Origin of the sequence: Parasaccharibacter apium (assembly GCF_002917995.1) — a bacterium.
Classification (GTDB): Bacteria; Pseudomonadota; Alphaproteobacteria; order Acetobacterales; family Acetobacteraceae; genus Bombella; species Bombella apis.
Window position 1 is genome coordinate 113,482 of record NZ_LMYH01000007.1, and the last position, 16,373, is coordinate 129,854.

Below are 16,373 nucleotides of genomic sequence, written 5' to 3' on the forward strand. Positions count from 1 at the left end.
GCTGGGATATGGATGATTGCCTGATGGTGCTTGAGGCCTGAAAAATATTTCCATTGAGTCATGAGCCTGCTTGCTGGTCAGTGGCGGGGGGCTTGTGATAGATGTCGTGGACTTGATCATGTGCAGGCGGCATGGACGCTCTGGCATATTTTGTTTTTCAGGATAACTCATGACACTGCTTCGTTCTCTGGGATGTGCCTTTGCTGTGGGTACATTGGCCCTGTCTGCCTGCTCATCATCTATCGGGCCACACAACATGCGGCGCGACCGGCTGGATTATGAGAAGGAGATGAGTCGGCAGCAGAATCAGGAGATGCTCTTCAACATCGTGCAGCTCCGCTATTCCCTGTCACCTACATTGATCGAACCGACACAGATCATCTCGGCCTATACGGCAGAGACGAATACCAGTGCGAACATCAGCGGCACGCCCTGGATTCAGGGTGCCGGGGGAACACTGGGCGGCTCGCTGGGCTATTCCTATAGTGACAGCCCGACGGTGACGTATCAGCCGGTTTCCGGGATGCAGTTCTCGGTCAACATCCTGCGGCCCATCTCACCGCAGACGCTTCTGCCGCTGATTTCCAGCGGTCTGCCGGTCGATACGCTGTTGCAGATGACGATGCAGTCCATCGGTCCAGCCAGCAACACGACCAGCACGATTGCCGGGACGGAAGGCAAGGAAGCTTCCATCCGTTTCACCTATCTGCTGCGGGCACTGCGGAAACTCCAGGCAGGCAATGCGCTGAGTATCCGGAGCATTGCGCCGACACCGGCAACCAAGACGCAACCCGCTCAGCCAGAACGGACCTTCATCCTGCTGCCCCACAGCAGTGCGCCGGAGATTACCGAGCTTCAGGGGCAGGTGCGGCAGGCTCTCCAGCTTCCGCCGGGCTGTGAACAGGCCGAGGTCATCTATGGCCGTACGGCGGATCATCCGGGCCAGGTGGCGATGGTGACACGTTCCATGCTGTCGATCTGGGAAGACGTTGCGAGCACGATGGAAGTGCCGAAAAAGATGGTGGACAAGGGGATCACGGCTCCGTCCGTGGTCCGTGGTCCGAACGAACCGCAGCCGGCCATCATCATTCATTGCAGTCCGGAGAAACCCAGCAACGAGCAGGCTTATACCTCCGTCGAGTATGAGGGATCATGGTACTGGATTGCCAAGGATGATCTGGCCAGCAAGCTGGCTTTTTCGATGCTCCAGTTCATTCATGCCATTGCAGAGACAGCGTCTGCCAAGGGGGCCATGGTCACCATTCCCAGCCGCTGAGGCTGACAGGTTGACCTGAAACAGGAACGGGCGGGCCTTTCACAAGGCACGCCCGTTTTTTTGTGTGGAACTATCTATTCATATTTTACTGTTATCAATTGTTTCAAAAAAATACCTCATAGTTTTTCTTCTATTTGATGGGACTCCAAGTTTTTGAAAAAAATCAAAAAATTCCTTGCAATGAATTGAAGGCATATTTCTTATTTCGGATGATAGATCGAATCTAAACTTAGCAACTACCTGATCTTCGGCTAAAAAATCTTCAGAACTGATAGATGTATCTCGTGAATCTCCCATTTTTGATAGCATATACCAAGGTATTTTTTTCTGTAGCAATGATGTCATAGAAATTTCATGATATAGCCATGGCGAATAAGTACTACTTCTTAGATCGTTTGTTTTGAGTAGAGAATTTTCTGTATTTATAAAAATAATACAGTCACTTTTGTCCATAGCCTTTGATAATTGTGTTGTCAGGATAGAATAAACTGCTGCGGTGGTAGCATTCCTTTTCTTATAGTTAAATGTATCAATCTCACCATTTTTATCATATTTGGAAACACAATGTTTACTATCAATGTCACGTAGGACATCGTATACACAATCCCAGTACATGGAATCTATGAAGCACTTTATGCCAAATTTTTTTAAAAAATTTGAAATCTCAAGAGCCAGCTCCATATCTTCGTGAGAGTGCGAGATAAAAAAATCAAAATGTTCTTCTGTTGACAAATGTTTGTCTATTATCTCATTTACATTATATTCTCCATTTTTGAAAAGATATGTTATTGTCGAGAATTCATTATAGCAATTTATTTTCCTTGGAGATTTACTATTATAGTCTTTGGCAAGAAGATTGATGGCTTTGTACATATTGACAGACTCTCTTAAATTGTTTACTCTATGCCTCCCCGCATGAAAAGGCAATGGTTCATTATAATGTTCTTAAATAAAAAAACAAATCCTTTTTCTAAAGCTATACAATCTAAACCCACAATGGAAGATAAGCGACAGTATCTTTCTTTCATACAGGCGATTGTTTCGCGCCTATCCGATCACTGTAAAGCTATTAAAATGGGGACGGTGACATTTCTTGCTGGTGCTGTAGCCTACTTGGCAGCGCACCCTAATAACGTGCAACTGTCGTGGAAGGTAATAACGTGTTACGCTGTTATCATTGTTGTTCTATGGATTTTAGACGCCTATTATCTTAGGCAGGAGCGTCTGTTTAGAAAATTATATAATGAATCATCTGAAATTAACAATCTCAGTCAATTTACGTACAAAATGGATGTGAAACATTTAGAAAGAAAAGTGTCTGGGTTGCACAGGATAATGTTTTCGATAACGATATGGCCTATTTACACCATATCGTTATTGTTTTTATTTATTTTTAAAATGCTTTAATGCCTAATTTACATTGGGTTTATTTTGCTTTTTTGTAATTTTTCTTGCCTCGTGCTCCCTTGGGCCGACCATGATTTTCCTGCCGCCCGGGAGGCGGGCCAGTCCGGCGGCCCTGATGACGGCGGGAGGATTCACGCATCCGGCTCTGGGTGCGGAGAACCTGTTCGATCCATTCATCGAGAATGGCGGCATTGCGTTCGGCAACGATGAGTTCCGGATAGTTCTCCGGGAAGCGCATGGCCAGCCACCGCCATGTGACAAGGCGACGATGGCGTTTCTCGGCCCGTTCCAGCTCTTCCCGTCCCGCCGTGGCGGCAGCGGGGAGGCGGCCCGTGCCGGGGGGGAAGATGCGCTGCCCACGGGCATGGAGGGCGGCCCATTCCACAAGGCGGGGGATGCCGTTGTCCCGTGTGTTGATCGGGCACATGGCGTAGGTCCAGCGGGTGGAGAGGTCCAGCCCGTCCACGCCTTCCAGTGCGGCGGCAATTTCCAGAGCCTGCTCCATGTCGGCAAGACGGTAATTTGGGTCATCAGGGCGGAGGACGGCCCGCTTGATGCGGGTCAGCACGCCGTAAAGGCTGTCTGATCCCATTTCCTGCGCAACGGCCTGCACGATGTCCGCATCGGGCTGGACGAGGGGGCGGAGTTCCAGCGTGGGTTCCGGCGGAGCGTCCAGCATCTGGCGGATGAAGCTGGGGCGGCCTGCCCCTTCCAGCACGCAGACCAGTCCTTCCTCATGCTTGCCGAAACGGCCTGCTCGTCCACCGATCTGTTTGACTTCCTGCGAGACAAGGTTGCGTGTCTGCCGTCCGTCATATTTGCGCAGCGTGCTGAACACCACCCGGCGGATGGAGAGGTTGAGGCCCATGCCGATGGCATCCGTCGCGATGAGGATGTCCGCTTCACCCCGGTTGAAGCGGGCGGCCTCGGCCCGGCGGACTTCCGGGCTTAGGGCACCATAGATGACGGCGACCCGGCGGTTATGGGCCATCAGTTCGGCCCGGAGGTCCAGCACGTCCCGGCGGGAAAAGGCGATGAGGGCATCACCGGCCCGCAGGTCCGTCAGGGCCAGTGTTCCGGCGGGGCGGAGCGGGCTTTTGCGCTCCAGATGGATCTCATCCACCGGGTCATTGCAGAGTTCGGCAATGCGCTTGACGAGCGGGATGCAGTCCGCCGCTCCGAGGATGAAGACGTGCCGTGCCGGAACGCCCATGATGGCGGCCGTCCACGCCGCTCCCCGGTCCGGGTCGCTGAGCATCTGGGCCTCATCGATGATGGCTACGTCAACAGGGTTGCTGAAGGGGCACATCTCCACCGTGGCGGCCAGATGGCGGGCCGTGGGGTCGATGATGCGTTCTTCTCCGGTTGTCAGTGAGGCCGGAACACCCCGGCTGAGCATGGCTTCCCGGAATTCATGGGCCAGCAGCCGGAGGGGGGCGAGGGCCAGACCGCTCTCTGCCTGGGCGAGGGCCTCCAGCGCCGTGTGGGACTTGCCGGAATTGGTAGGGCCGGTCACCAGCGTGATGCGGCGTTTCAGCGCACGGGCAGTGCGGAAATGGGCGGCGAAGCGGTCCAGTGCGGCGACACGGGCGATGGCCGCATTGCCCTTGCGGGCCTGCGGGCTGTCATCATAGCCGTCACTCTCCTTCTGGCCCGTGCCACGTCGCCAGCTGTTGAGCAGGGGGCGGCATTTTTTCAGCTCTGCCGGGTCGAAATGGAAAATTTCCAGCCCGTCCGGCTGCATGTCCCGCTTGGCGACGGGGATGCGGTTCTCGGCGATCCAGCGCAGGGCCTCCCGGCGGGAGCAGTGCAGCAGGGCAGGAACCTTCTCGAAGCCGACAAGGGTGGCTTCCCAGTCCCTGATCTTCTGGAGTTCCCGTGCCCGGCGGGCTTCGGCCTTGGCCCGGATATCTTGCTGCTCCCGTGCCCGGCGTTCCTCCTCAAGGATCATCTCATCCTCGAAGCCAAGGTCCACGCCACCAAAGGCCCGGGCGATGCTGTGGGAGAGCCGTTCAATCTGCGTGCCGGAGAGGAAGGTGCCGACATCGGCAAAGTCCGCCCGCATGTCGTCCAGCACCCGCAGGGGGGTGTCTGCCATGTCCCGCCAGCGTTCTTCCAGCACGCTTTCCAGCACGGCGTTCTGGCCGTTCTCGTCAATCAGCGGATCGCTGATGCGTTCGGCCGCCAGAAGGACATCGGCCTTGCGGACCCAGACATCTCCGTTGCGATGGGCACGGTTCATCATGCCACTGGCCCAGCTGCGGCGGCGGACCTGGCAGAGCGCATGGAGCAGCTCGGCCTCGTTGATCTCCGTCTTGTCGGCTCCCAGCCGGCGGGCGACCTGCCGCAGGAGGGAGGCCCGTTCCCGTGGGGTGATGGCCAGGTGCGCCCCAAAGGCAGATTCAGCCTGTTCGAGGGCACGTTCTGCCGGGGAGGCGGGGGTGAAGGAGGAGGGATCGTGGGGCTGGGAACTGTCTGTCATGCAGGTGTTTTCAGGAGGGCAGGGCCGGGAAGTCAAGAGAAAAGGGGGCATGGCGTCCCGTTTCTGGTGACAATCGGGTAAAAGAAAGGCATGTTGTCGAACATGCCGGTCGGTGCCCCCGGTCTCCGGGTGGTGCCGTGCCCTGTTGACTGAACATGATGTGATTTTTGCATTTCTGGAGATGACGACGGATCATGAGCACGCCTTACCCCGCTGAATCCGCCCCCACACCCGTGATTGATGAGCCGTTGACCGGCCTTGTCCCCTTTGAAGGGCATGAGGGCCAGTATCGCCTTGCCGAACCGACCAAGGAATATGGTCACCTCTACCCGGCCAAGGTCCAGCAGGTCCATCACTGGACGAACCGCCTTTTCAGCTTCACCACGACTCGTGACCCCGGCCTGCGTTTCTCCAACGGCCAGTTTGCGATGATCGGCATCGAGGTGGAGGGCAAGCCGCTGCTGCGTGCCTATTCTCTTGCTTCCGCCAACTATGAGGACCAGATGGAGTTCCTCTCCATTGCCGTGGAGAATGGCCCGCTGACCTCCCGCCTGCGTCACGTCAAGGTGGGTGACACGGTGCTGATCGGCCGCAAGCCGGTGGGGACCCTGCTGCTGGACAACCTGAAGCCGGGCCGCAATCTGTATTTCCTCTCCACCGGGACAGGTCTTGCGCCGTTCCTGAGCCTCATCAAGGACCCGGACGCCTATGACCGTTATGAGAACGTGATTCTCACCCATACGGTGCGTGAGCGTGGCGAGCTGGCCTATCGTGATTACATCACGAACATCCTGCCCAAACATGAGTTCCTCGGTGAGGATGTGGCCGCCAAGCTGAAATATTATCCGGCTGTCACCCGTGAGGAGTTCCCCGTGCAGGAGCGCATCACGGCCCTGATCAATAACGGGCGCATCTTCCGTGACCTGAACATTGACGAGCTGGACCCCGAGCATGACCGCGTGATGATCTGCGGGTCCCCGGAGATGCTGGCCGATACCCAGAAGCTGCTGGAAGAGCGTGGCTTTGAGGAAGGCAACATGAGCCGTCAGGGCTCCTATGTGGTCGAAAAGGCTTTTGCCGAGCGGTAAAGGCGAGGCTGTAAAATCAGCGGACCCGTAAGCGGGCAGGTTCGAGCGGGTATGAGTAGGCGATGTGTGGCGGGGCCCCTCACGCATCGGTGAAGCCCCTCGGGCCTGCCCGTTCTGCTATCTGGTGGAAACGGGTCATGCAGGTGTGGCGATAATCAGGGCCTGTTTCCCCTGGCTGAAGGGGGAGAGGTGGGAGGAACGTTATGCAGGATTATGATCTCTTTGTGATCGGTGCGGGGTCGGGCGGGGTGCGCTGCGCCCGCATTGCAGCCCAGAATGGTGCCCGTGTGGGTATTGCCGAGCGCAGACATTGGGGTGGTACCTGTGTCAATCTGGGCTGTGTTCCCAAGAAGCTGATGGTCTATGCAGCCGAAACGGGCCGGATGATCGAGGATGCCCCGGCGTTCGGCTGGGATGTGCAGCGCCCGTCCTCCTTTGACTGGTACGGCTTCCTTGCCGCCAAGGACCGGGAAATCGAGCGGCTGAATGGCATTTATGTCTCCATGCTGGAGAAGGCCGGGATCGACCTCTACACGGGTGATGCCCGGCTGCTGGATGCCAATACGCTGGAGATCGGCCCGTCCGTTCTGGCACCGGAGGCTCCGGTCCAGCGCATCCGGGCCAGGAAGATCGTGCTGGCACCCGGCTCCACCCCCGTGCGGCTGGATATTCCGGGTGCTGAGCTGGCCATCACCTCTGATGAGCTGTTCCATCTGCCCGAGCGGCCCCAGAGGGTTGCCATCATTGGCGGCGGTTATATCGGGGTGGAATTCGCCGGGATTCTGGCGGGCATGGGCTCGCAGGTGGACCTGTTCTACCGCCAGCCCCTGCCACTGCGTGGATTTGATGAGGAAGTCCGTACGCATCTCAGGGAGCTGATCGACCTGCATGGCATCACCCAGCATCCGGGCACCTCGCCGGTCCGTCTGGAGGATATTGGTGGCGGCAGGGCCGTCCGTCTGGTGATGGATGACGGGGCCTCTTACGAGGTCGATGCGGTCATCATGGCTACGGGGCGCCGGGCTGCCGTGGATTCTCTGGGGCTGGATGCCGCAGGTGTGGCGGTGGAGAAAGGACATGTCGTGGCGGGGGTGGATGGCAGGACCAATGTGCCCTCCATCTATGCCATCGGGGATGTCAGGGATCAGTACAACCTGACGCCTACTGCCATTGCGGAAGGTCACATGCTGGCCGAGCAGCTCTTCAATCCGCAGGGGCGGACATGGTCCTTCGAGACCCTGCCGAAGGCCGTCTTCTTCTCATCCCCCGTGGGTGTCGTGGGGATGAGCGAGGAAGAGGCAGCCAAAACGCATGATCTTGCCATCTATACGTCCCGCTTCACCCCCATGCGGCAGACGCTGCCCAAACGGGCAGGGAAGATACTGATGAAGCTGGTGGTGGACCGTCACAGTGATGTGGTGCTGGGTGCCCACATGGTCGGGCCGGATGCTCCTGAGATCATCCAGATGCTGGCCATTGCCGTGACGGCGAAGCTGACAAAGAAGCAGCTGGACCAGACCGTGGCCCTGCACCCCAGCACAGCAGAGGAGTTCGTGACGATGAGGACGCCCACCCGTCTGGTGGACCGCCACTGATCGGGCTGGCAGGAGGACAGGGCGGATCATGAACTGGCTCAAGTTACAGCCGAATACCCTGAGTGCCGTTCTGTTCTCCCTGCGGACGACCATCGCCTCGCTTGTGGCGCTTGCCATCGCCTTCTGGATGGAGATGGGATCGCCCCAGTGGGCTGCCATGACGGTCTGGATCGTGGCGCAGAATTCCCGTGGGATGAGCCTTTCCAAAGGGCGCTGGCGCATTGCCGGAACCCTGCTGGGCATGGTGGGAGGCATCAGCCTGATAGCGGTAGCCCCGCAGCATCCGTGGATTTTCTTTGTGTTGCTGGCCGGCTGGGTTGGCTGGTGTACCGGCATGGCCTGCATGCTGGAGAATTTCCGGGGTTATGCCATGGTTCTGGCCGGTTATACCGGGGCCATCATTGCTGTCGGTGCTTCGGAACATCCCGATCAGGTCTTCTATATTGCCATGGCCCGCGGGTCTTACATCCTGCTGGGTGTGGTGTGTGAAATGGTGGCAGGAATGGTCACCGTGCCGGGGGCAGACCGGGTGGCCCGTACGGACCTCCAGCAGCGTATGGCTGCCCTGCTCAGCCAGACAGCCGCGGCTCTGGCCCTCATCCTGCGTCAGGACGAGAAGGGTGTGGCGGAGATGACCCGCATTCTTGGCTCGTTGCAGGGGTTCAATGATCAGCTTGAATTCATCCGTATTGATTCCCGTCATGCAGGCGAAGAGGCGGATCAGGCCTATGTGACGCTGGAGCGTGTGTCCTTTGTGCTGGCCCGTGGGGTGGGGGTCCGCTCCCGGCTTGCATCAGCACCGCACATACCGGCCCGGCTGGCAGCCGGCCTGGAACGTGTCGCCGGGGAGCTGGATGGCATCGCAGCCCTGCTCAGGCAGGACACGGCTCATGTCATGGCTGGGCTGGGCCAGCTTGAAACCATGCTCCAGGAAAATCATGACGAGCTGGAACGCTGCCTCTCCCGGGATGATGAGGATGCTCTCCAGCAGGGTATTGTTGGGGTAGGGGTGGAGATCATGCTCATTGATTTCCGCTCGGCGGTGGAGTCCCACTATGCAGGTCTGCGGAAACTGCCCGCCCTGAAACGCCATCGCATAAAACGTCAGGCGGATGGGCGGCTTGCAACCATCAACGCCATCCGGGCTGCCGTGGCCATATTGATCGGCGCCTTTGTCTGGGAGGTGACGGCATGGTCCTATGGGGGGGCTTACATGAGCCTGCTCAGCGTGGTGTGCGCCCGGTTCGCAATCATGAACAACATGATCCTGATCAGCAAATATTTCTTCTATGGGGCTGTCTGCTCCGTACTGGCCAGCATCATTCCGGTTTTCCTGGTCATGCCCATCACGTCGGACTATGCCGTTTTCGCCATACCGGTTGCCGTGCTGATGTTCCTCGGGGGGCTGGCACTGCGTATACCCGCTCTGGCAGGGGTTGCAGCGTCCTATGTCAATTTCTTTCCGTGGGTTCTAACTCTGGACAATCAGGCCAGGGTGGATGAGGTGACATGGTTCAACCAGTCACTTGCCCTGTTGCTTGCCTTGTGGAGCGGTGTGCAGGTGTTCCGCACGGTTCTGCCTTTCTCCGTGACACAGGCATGGGCACAGTTGCGGCGGCAGCTGGTCAAGGAGATTCAGAAGCTGAAAGAGCCCCTGCGGGGACGGGCCCAGACCCAACGGCTCTGGACCAACGAGACAACCCTGCGGATGGAGCAGATCATCCGTTTTGCGGGCCAGATCCCGCAGGATGAGGTTGACAGCATGATTCGTGGCACGCTGGCCGTCATGACGGTCGGGCGGAACCTGTTGACCCTGCGGGACCTTGTTGCGCTCGGGCGTCTGCCCCCAAGTGCCCTGGCCGCCGGGGAGCATATGGTCCGGGACATCATCCATCTGACTGAACAGGGGCAGGAAAGCAGCCCGATGACGGTGGAAGAGTTCACGCAGGAACAGGCCCATCTGGAAACTGTCTTCCATGGCAGTAGAGGGCTGTCCCGCCGGCGGGACCTTGCTGCCGGGATAGGCTGCCTCAGGATCATCCGCTTTGAGTATCAGACAAGCCGGACGTTCTTTCTCAGGGGGTATGGCGCCGCAGCAGGGCAGGTACTGGGGGCAGGATGAAAAAAAGCCCCGTCTCCTAGCGGGGAGACGGGGCTTTTCCGGGGGCGGGCTGACCGTTTACAGGTCGCTTTTCCCCTCAGAAACCATTGCCGCGCGGGGCGACCCAGCCATTGCCGGTAGCGTCACCCACCTGGCCACTCTGGATGGGGTTGGTATCCTGATAGGAGCTGCCGAATTTGCCGAGATTGCTGCCCGTGACAGCATCACGGTTGGAGCGGAGATGGGCCTCGTGCTCCGGGTCCGGGCCATTTTCGAACTCCGTGGAGGGAACATCCTGGTAGCCCGGCGGCGGCGGACGATGCCCCCGGGCACGGAAGTGCTCACCACCTTTCACGGCGTTTTTCTGTGCCTGCTGGGCAGCCTGTTTTGAGGAGGTAGTGGCGGGGTTGTCCTGATAGGGGGTGCTGAAGTGGACCGTCTGGGCCATGGCACCCGGCATAGCAGCCGGAACAAGAGCCGCAAGACCGAGGGCAGCCGTCACGGCTGTCAGGCATCTGGAGACTGAATGAAAAGGCGAAGCCATGTGTGTTCTGTTCCTGCGTAGATGGGAAGTACTTCCTTCCCCCATATATCCTTTCAGGCGGCGGGATGATCAAGCCTTTTCAGGGTAAAATGATGAAGGAACCGCAGGGCGGTCATGGCATGGCCGCATGGGCGAAAGGAGCCGGGTTGAATATTTTGCGGCCTGCTCTACCATTCGGCGGGCATTTCGGTCATAAAATCACCCACTGGAATGACAGCTCCAACCATTACGTTACGGGCGGCCCATCCCATGAGCAGGGTCGCTTCCCTTGTCGCAGGAGAACAAGATGCAGCAGTCAGACGGGCACAGCAGCACGACACAATGGTCACCGGCCAGCTGGCGCCTGCGTCCGATCCGTCAGGCCCCGACCTATGAGGATGGGGCAGCCCTTGCCGCAGTGGAAGAACGTCTGCATCGCTATCCGCCGCTCGTTTTTGGCGGGGAGGCCCGCCGCCTGAAAGAGCGTCTGGCGGCTGCCTCCCGCGGGGAGGCCTTCGTTCTTCAGGGAGGGCCTTGTGCCGAAAGTTTCGGGGAGTTCACCGGGGACATCATCCGGGATACGTTCCGTGTCCTGTTGCAGATGGCTGCCATCCTGACCTTCTCCGCCAAGGTTCCGGTCGTGAAGATCGGGCGCATGGCCGGGCAGTATGCCAAACCCCGTTCTTCCGATGTGGAGAAGCGGGATGGCGTGGAGCTGCCCTGCTACCGTGGTGACAATGTCAATAGTCCGGAATTCACTGCCGAGGCCCGCAGGCCGGACCCGGCCCGTATGGAGATGGGCTATTTTCAGGCGGCAGGCGTGCTGAACCTGCTGCGGGCCTATTCCCGGGGCGGGTTTGCCAATCTGCATGACATCCATCGCTGGAATCTGGACTATGTCCGCAACTCCCCGCAGGGTGAGCGTTATGAGCAGCTGGCCTCCCAGGTGGAGGATACGCTGGCCTTCATGAAAGCCTGTGGCGTGGAGGACAATGCCCCGCATTACGATGAGGTGGAGTTCTATACCTCTCATGAGGCCCTGCTCCTGCCGTATGAGCAGGCTCTGGCCCGTGTGGATGAGGTGACAGGCCGCCATTATGGCCTGTCGGCCCATTTCCTCTGGATTGGCGACCGTACCCGCCAGCCGGAGGGGGCGCATGTGGAGTTCCTGCGTGGGGTGGACAACCCGATCGGCATCAAGGTCGGGCCGACCACGACCATTGAGGACCTCCAGAAACTTCTGGAAATCCTTAATCCGCAGGATGAAGCAGGCCGCATCACGCTCATTTCCCGCATGGGCCACAGCAAGGTGCGTGAGCTCCTGCCCCCGCTGCTGGAGGCCGTGCGCAGGACAGGCCGGACCGTGACATGGATATGTGACCCCATGCACGGCAACACCACCACGTCGTCCAACAAATACAAGACCCGTGCTTTCGAGCATGTTCTGGACGAGATCATGGGCTTCCTTGATGTGTTCGAGCAGGCCGGTGTGGTGCCTGGTGGCATTCATCTTGAGATGACCGGCAGCGACGTGACGGAATGTACGGGTGGTCCCCGGTGTCTGACGGATGCCGATCTGCCGACCCGGTACACGACATTCTGTGACCCGCGGCTGAATGCCGAGCAGTCTCTGGAGATCGCCTTTCAGCTTTCAGACCGGCTGAAGCGTATTTTCGAAAAACGCTGAAGGTGTCCGCCCGGCCGTAAGCGCAGGATCGGCCCAGTTCTGTCAGGGGAGACAGCGTGATGAGTTGGAAACAGACTCTCGAGCAGGCCTGCAGCCCGCAGGAGGCGTTGGATGCGCCGCAGATCGAGGGACGGACGGATGCCTATTTCCTGCGGATGCGGGACATCGTCAGCCAGTTTGGCGATTGTGAGGTCACCTATGCCGTGTTCGTCCGCCGTCCAGTCGTGGCGGCCTATGGGCTGGCCCTGCAATGGGTGCAGAATGTCGCCCGTCATCAGGGTTTTTCCGTCAGGATCACGGAGGTGCATCCAGAAGGTACATGGGTCGGAGCAGGGGATCCGCTCTTTTATCTGACAGGGTCGCTTGTTGCGCTGGCGCCGTTGGAGACGTTGCTGCTCCAGAAGACGGGTGCTGCCTGCGTGGCAGCTCATAACGCCTACCAGATGGCCCTTGCCCTGCCGAAGGTGCCTTTTCTGGCGATGGATGCCCGTCACTGTGCCGGTGGTGAGATGCAGGAGCTGATGGCCTATGCTGCCGCCGTGGGGTCACGGGCGGCACAGGCGGAAGGGGCCGTGGGCTTCATCGGCAATGCCAACCATGCCACGGCCCGTTTTTTCGGGCAGGAGCGTGGATTGGGGACCATGCCTCATGCCTTCATCGGTTATGCCGGGTCTACCCTGCGGGCGGCGGAAATGTATGTGGAGCGGTTCCCTGATGAACCTTTGACTGTGCTGGTGGACTATTTTGGGCAGGAAGTGACGGACATGCTGGAAGTCTGTCGCCGCTTTCCGGAAAGGGCCGCCGCAGGTGAGTTGAGTGTGCGGCTGGACACGCACGGAGGGCGCTTCCTCGAAGGGCTGGACCCGCAGCGTTCCTATGAGGTGCTGGAGCGGAACACGCCAGGCACCATCCGCCGCTACCGGTCGGAAAAGGAGCTGCGCTATCTGGTAGGGACGGGCGTTTCTGCGGCCGCCATCTGGCGGATGCGGGAAGCGTTGGATGAGGCAGGTTTTCCGAAGGTGAAAATTGTCGTTTCGTCCGGGTTCGGTATTTCCAAATGCACGGCCATGCATGATGCTTCTGCACCGATCGACATTGTGGGGACGGGGTCGTTCCTGCCGGATCGTTGGTCAGAAACCTACGCCACGGCTGATATTGTTTCCTACGACGGTGAGCCGAGGGTGAAGATCGGGCGTGAGTTCCTTCTTCAGAAAATTCAGGAAAGGGCCGGATGATGAATGACGAGGATAAAGAAGCCAGACGGGCTTTCATCAATGGAATCCGGGGCGGAGAAAGCGGGCAGAGTACCGAGGAAGCCGTGCAGGCAGAGGCCGAGGCAACCATGAAGCAGGATGAAGCCGGTTGGGTTGTCCGTATTCTGGATCAGTCCGGCGCCAGTGAGGGTGACGATGATGTGGTGGAAGAGGTGAAGGGCTTCTTCGACCTCGCCCATGCCAACGCCTTTGCCCGGGCCTATGTGCGGGACAGCATCGAGCGGTGCCGTGTCCCCGGTGCGGCGGATCGGGATGTGTTGCAGAGCTGGTTTGCTTTTGGCGAGAATGCCGAGGTCGTGGATGCTGGGGAAGACGGATGGAAGTCCAGCACGGAACTGGATGATTTCGTTTCCAGCCCGGCCACGCCGATGGAACGTGACTGGCGGGCACTGGACCCCCGCCGCCTCGTGAGTGACGAGGAGCTGGCCGGACCGCCTGATGAGAACGGTCAGGATGACGATGATGATGAGGCCTTCGTGGCAGAGGTCATCCGCCGCCGTCAGAACGGGCAGCAGTAAGGGACCGGGAACCGGTCCTGCAGCCATGCGTCCCATGAGAGAATGAGAACAGAGTACGGTATGAAAGTACGTTTTGCCCCTTCACCAACAGGGCATCTTCATGTTGGCAATGCCCGTCTTGCCGTGGCGAACTGGCTGTTCGCCCGTCGGCATGGTGGCCGGTTCCTGCTGCGGATGGATGATACGGATACGCAGCGTGGCAACAGTGCCTATGAGGAAGCCATCCGCCGGGACCTGACCTGGCTGGGGCTGGACTGGGACGAGTACGCCCGCCAGTCGGAACGTCTTGCCCGGTATGAGGAGGTGATCGAGCACCTCAAGGAAACGGGGCGGCTCTATCCCTGCTTTGAGAGTGAGCTGGAGCTGAAATACAAGCGGGAGCAGCGTCTGCGGGCCGGCAAGCCGCCGCTTTATGACCGTGGCATGCTGAAAATGACGGCCGAGCAGCGTGCCCGGGCGGAGGCCAACGGCAAGGTGCCGTACTGGCGTTTCAAGCTGAGCGGGGCCACCCGCCGCTGGACTGACCGCGTGATGGGGGACTGCCATGTGAAGCTGACCGCCGTTTCCGATCCTGTTCTGGTGCGGGCGGATGGCAGCATCCTCTACACGCTGGCCTCGGTGATTGATGATCTGGACATGGGCATCACCCACATCCTGCGGGGTGAGGACCATGTGACCAACACGGGCGTGCAGCTTGACCTTGCCGAGGCCCTCGGGGCGAAGGAAGGGCGTTTCACCTTCGGGCATCTGCCGCTGCTGCTGGGGCAGGATGGTGGCAAGCTGTCCAAGCGTCTGGGCGGGCTGGCCCTTTCCACATTGCGTAATGACGGGATCGAGCCCCGTGCCCTCGTGGCCTATCTGGCCCGTCTGGGCAGTTCGGATGACCCGCAGGCTGCCTCCAGCATGGATGAGATCGTGCGCGGCTATGACATCGGCCATGTGTCCCGGTCAGCGGCCCGGTTCGATGTCCCGCAGCTTCTGGGGCTGAACCGCCGTGTCCTGCATGGCATGTCCTATGAAGAGATACGGCCTCACCTGCCGGAAGGGGCTGATGAGGCCTTCTGGCTGGCCATCCGGGGCAATATCGATCTGGCCGTGGAGATCGCTCACTGGTGGTCTGTCGTGCAGGGGGACATCGTGGCTCCGTCCCAGCCTGAAGAGGCAGGGTTTCTTCAGGAAGCAGCCCGTCTCCTGCCGGAAGGACCGTGGGATGGGACGGTCTGGAAGCGTTGGACTGACGTGCTGAAGAGTGAAACCGGCCGCAAGGGAAAGGCGCTCTTCCTGCCCCTGCGTCTGGCCCTGACAGGCGAGGATTCCGGGCCGGAACTGGCAGCCCTTCTGCCGCTCATGGGGCGGGAGCGGGTCCTGCATCGTCTGAAGGACGCCGTGCAGCATTGACCTGATGAGACCGGGGCGGGCTGTTCATCAGTCTGTCCCGGCAGAGGTCTCATCTGTCACGGTGATGGGCTCCTCATCCCTGGCGGGCAGCGGGTCTGGAGATGTCGTGTGGAAGAGGCTGAAATCCACTTCCATCAGGCCCTGTCCGGAGGCTCTCAGCAGGCTGACGAAGCGTGCCCCGTAGAGCATGTCCTGTGCCATGTAGGTATGGTGGGCGAAGACATCCTGCGCTGAAACGGGATCGGTGGCATTGAAGATGAGGAAAATGCGAGCCTGCTGTTCCTCAAGGGTGGCTTTGTCCAGCCCGTGGAGTGGACTGCTTTCCGTGATGTGGTGGGTGAAGGAGAGGCTGACCGGAAAAACCGGGAAATGGTTGTAAACCAGTGGCAGTATTTCCAGCTGGAGCGAGGTATGGCCATTTTCGTCGCATCGCGTACGGGCCAGAATGGCCTCCACGCTGGTATTCATCAACGGTGTATTGCGCAGGTTTCCCAGCCGGAAATTGAGTTTGAGATTCTCCCCCTCCTGGAAGATCGTGACGATGCTGCTGAACAGGACCCTGGCCTGCGGGCGTGAAAAACGGGCGAAGACAAGCCCGGTGATGATGGCGGTCGAGATGACCCCCACCAGCATCTCGAACGTGGCGAGCGCATTGGCCGCTGGGCTCTGGGGATAGATATATCCATATCCGACTGTGGAGAGGGTCTGGGCGCTGAAGAAGAAGTCTCCCCAGAAATTTCCACTGTGCACGTTGCTCAGCCCATGCGGCACGAGATAGAAACCGACGCTGAACAGCAGGTTGAGCAGCAGATAGGCGGCTGTCATCGTGGCAAAGAAGGGCAGCCACCCCATGGTCAGACAGTTGTGATACATGTCTCCCAGCAGGCGGCCCTTTGTTTTCCTGCGCGTGACGATGTTCAGGATGTTGTCCTGCGAGAGAAGGCTCAGACCCGGTGTCTGTGGTGCCGTCTTATGCTGGTGGAGCAGGGTTTCTGGCAGTTTCAGATGCATGGGGAGCCTATGG

At 59.1% G+C, this 16,373-nt stretch carries 12 protein-coding genes; 8 read left to right on the plus strand and 4 right to left on the minus strand.

The annotated features are described in order from the left end of the window. Nucleotides 1–169 precede the first annotated feature (169 nt). Entirely contained in the window at nucleotides 170–1,276 is a 1,107-nt protein-coding gene (locus tag ASO19_RS03355; RefSeq protein ID WP_086431125.1) for a hypothetical protein, read from the plus strand. 78 nt (nucleotides 1,277–1,354) lie between these two features. Here ASO19_RS03355 and ASO19_RS09045 read toward each other — a convergent pair whose 3' ends face one another. Further along, nucleotides 1,355–2,149, minus strand: coding sequence for a toll/interleukin-1 receptor domain-containing protein (locus ASO19_RS09045; protein ID WP_146046909.1), 795 nt, complete (start codon nucleotides 2,147–2,149; stop codon nucleotides 1,355–1,357). A 553-nt stretch (nucleotides 2,150–2,702) separates the two neighbouring features. Next, nucleotides 2,703–5,165 (minus strand): helicase-related protein, encoded by a 2,463-nt coding sequence (locus ASO19_RS03365; protein ID WP_103765381.1) that lies wholly within the window; start codon nucleotides 5,163–5,165, stop codon nucleotides 2,703–2,705. A 194-nt stretch (nucleotides 5,166–5,359) separates the two neighbouring features. Here ASO19_RS03365 and ASO19_RS03370 point away from each other — a divergent pair, with 194 nt between their 5' ends. The 3 genes from ASO19_RS03370 to ASO19_RS03380 all read left to right on the plus strand — a co-directional run bounded on the left by ASO19_RS03370 (nucleotide 5,360) and on the right by ASO19_RS03380 (nucleotide 9,970). Beyond that, nucleotides 5,360–6,253: a ferredoxin--NADP reductase gene (locus tag ASO19_RS03370; protein ID WP_081562988.1), complete on the plus strand. Its 894-nt coding sequence runs from the start codon at nucleotides 5,360–5,362 to the stop codon at nucleotides 6,251–6,253. A 203-nt stretch (nucleotides 6,254–6,456) separates the two neighbouring features. Beyond that, entirely contained in the window at nucleotides 6,457–7,848 is a 1,392-nt protein-coding gene (gene gorA, locus ASO19_RS03375) for a glutathione-disulfide reductase (protein WP_086431123.1), read from the plus strand. 28 nt (nucleotides 7,849–7,876) lie between these two features. Next, a complete protein-coding gene (locus ASO19_RS03380) occupies nucleotides 7,877–9,970 on the plus strand; it encodes an FUSC family protein (RefSeq protein WP_081562990.1) in 2,094 nt (697 codons plus the stop codon). A gap of 76 nt (nucleotides 9,971–10,046) precedes the next feature. Here the strand turns inward: ASO19_RS03380 and ASO19_RS03385 are convergent, their stop codons facing one another. Further along, on the minus strand, nucleotides 10,047–10,493 hold the full coding sequence (locus ASO19_RS03385) for a hypothetical protein (protein WP_043560745.1): 447 nt from the start codon (nucleotides 10,491–10,493) through the stop codon (nucleotides 10,047–10,049). Nucleotides 10,494–10,779: 286 nt separating this feature from the next. Between ASO19_RS03385 and ASO19_RS03390 the strand changes: the two genes are divergently transcribed. The 4 genes from ASO19_RS03390 to gltX all read left to right on the plus strand — a co-directional run bounded on the left by ASO19_RS03390 (nucleotide 10,780) and on the right by gltX (nucleotide 15,349). Beyond that, a complete protein-coding gene (locus ASO19_RS03390) occupies nucleotides 10,780–12,159 on the plus strand; it encodes a class II 3-deoxy-7-phosphoheptulonate synthase (protein WP_103765382.1) in 1,380 nt (459 codons plus the stop codon). Between the two features lie 59 nt (nucleotides 12,160–12,218). Then, complete coding sequence (locus tag ASO19_RS03395; RefSeq protein ID WP_103765383.1) at nucleotides 12,219–13,394, plus strand: beta/alpha barrel domain-containing protein; 1,176 nt, start codon at nucleotides 12,219–12,221, stop codon at nucleotides 13,392–13,394. Between the two features lie 107 nt (nucleotides 13,395–13,501). Then, entirely contained in the window at nucleotides 13,502–13,951 is a 450-nt protein-coding gene (locus ASO19_RS03400; protein ID WP_103765420.1) for a hypothetical protein, read from the plus strand. A gap of 60 nt (nucleotides 13,952–14,011) precedes the next feature. After that, complete coding sequence (gene gltX / locus ASO19_RS03405; protein WP_103765384.1) at nucleotides 14,012–15,349, plus strand: glutamate--tRNA ligase; 1,338 nt, start codon at nucleotides 14,012–14,014, stop codon at nucleotides 15,347–15,349. A gap of 27 nt (nucleotides 15,350–15,376) precedes the next feature. Here the strand turns inward: gltX and ASO19_RS03410 are convergent, their stop codons facing one another. After that, the gene (locus tag ASO19_RS03410; RefSeq protein ID WP_103765385.1) at nucleotides 15,377–16,360 is read right to left on the minus strand and encodes an ion channel; all 984 of its coding nucleotides are present in this window, start codon (nucleotides 16,358–16,360) and stop codon (nucleotides 15,377–15,379) included. Nucleotides 16,361–16,373 lie beyond the last annotated feature (13 nt).